This is a genomic window from Pseudomonas sp. GW821-FHT09C09 (assembly GCF_059418105.1).
In genome coordinates this window covers 1-547 of the sequence record NZ_JBWKPF010000020.1, presented here as the reverse complement: position 1 = coordinate 547, position 547 = coordinate 1, and the positions used below count along the sequence as shown (strand labels likewise).

Genomic DNA, 547 nt, shown 5'->3' with positions numbered 1-547 from the left:
AAGAGATTTTCGCGTACAGGGCTATCACCCACTATGGCCGCACTTTCCAGAGCGTTCCGCTAATCTCAAAGCCACTTAAGGGCTAGTCCCCGTTCGCTCGCCACTACTAAGGGAATCTCGGTTGATTTCTTTTCCTCAGGGTACTTAGATGTTTCAGTTCCCCTGGTTCGCCTCTTGCACCTATGTATTCAGTGCAAGATAACCATCTTGTGATGGCTGGGTTCCCCCATTCAGACATCTCCGGATCAAAGTCTGTTTGCCGACTCCCCGAAGCTTTTCGCAGGCTACCACGTCTTTCATCGCCTCTGACTGCCAAGGCATCCACCGTATGCGCTTCTTCACTTGACCATATAACCCCAAGCAATCTGGTTATACTGTGAAGACGACATTCGCCGAAAATTCGAATTTCTCAACTAAGAGAACTCACAAATTTTACCTTAGCCTGATCACCACCAGTGAAAGTGGATCTCAGTCTATCTTTCTATCACATACCCAAATTTTTAAAGAACGAACTAGTCAAAGACTAGAAATCAACATTCACCATCAC

General features: G+C 46.3%; 1 rRNA gene. It reads right to left on the bottom strand.

The annotated features are described in order from the left end of the window. Window positions 1-348: ribosomal RNA gene (locus tag AC07NR_RS29105) — 23S ribosomal RNA — on the bottom strand; the annotation flags it as partial. Window positions 349-547 lie beyond the last annotated feature (199 nt).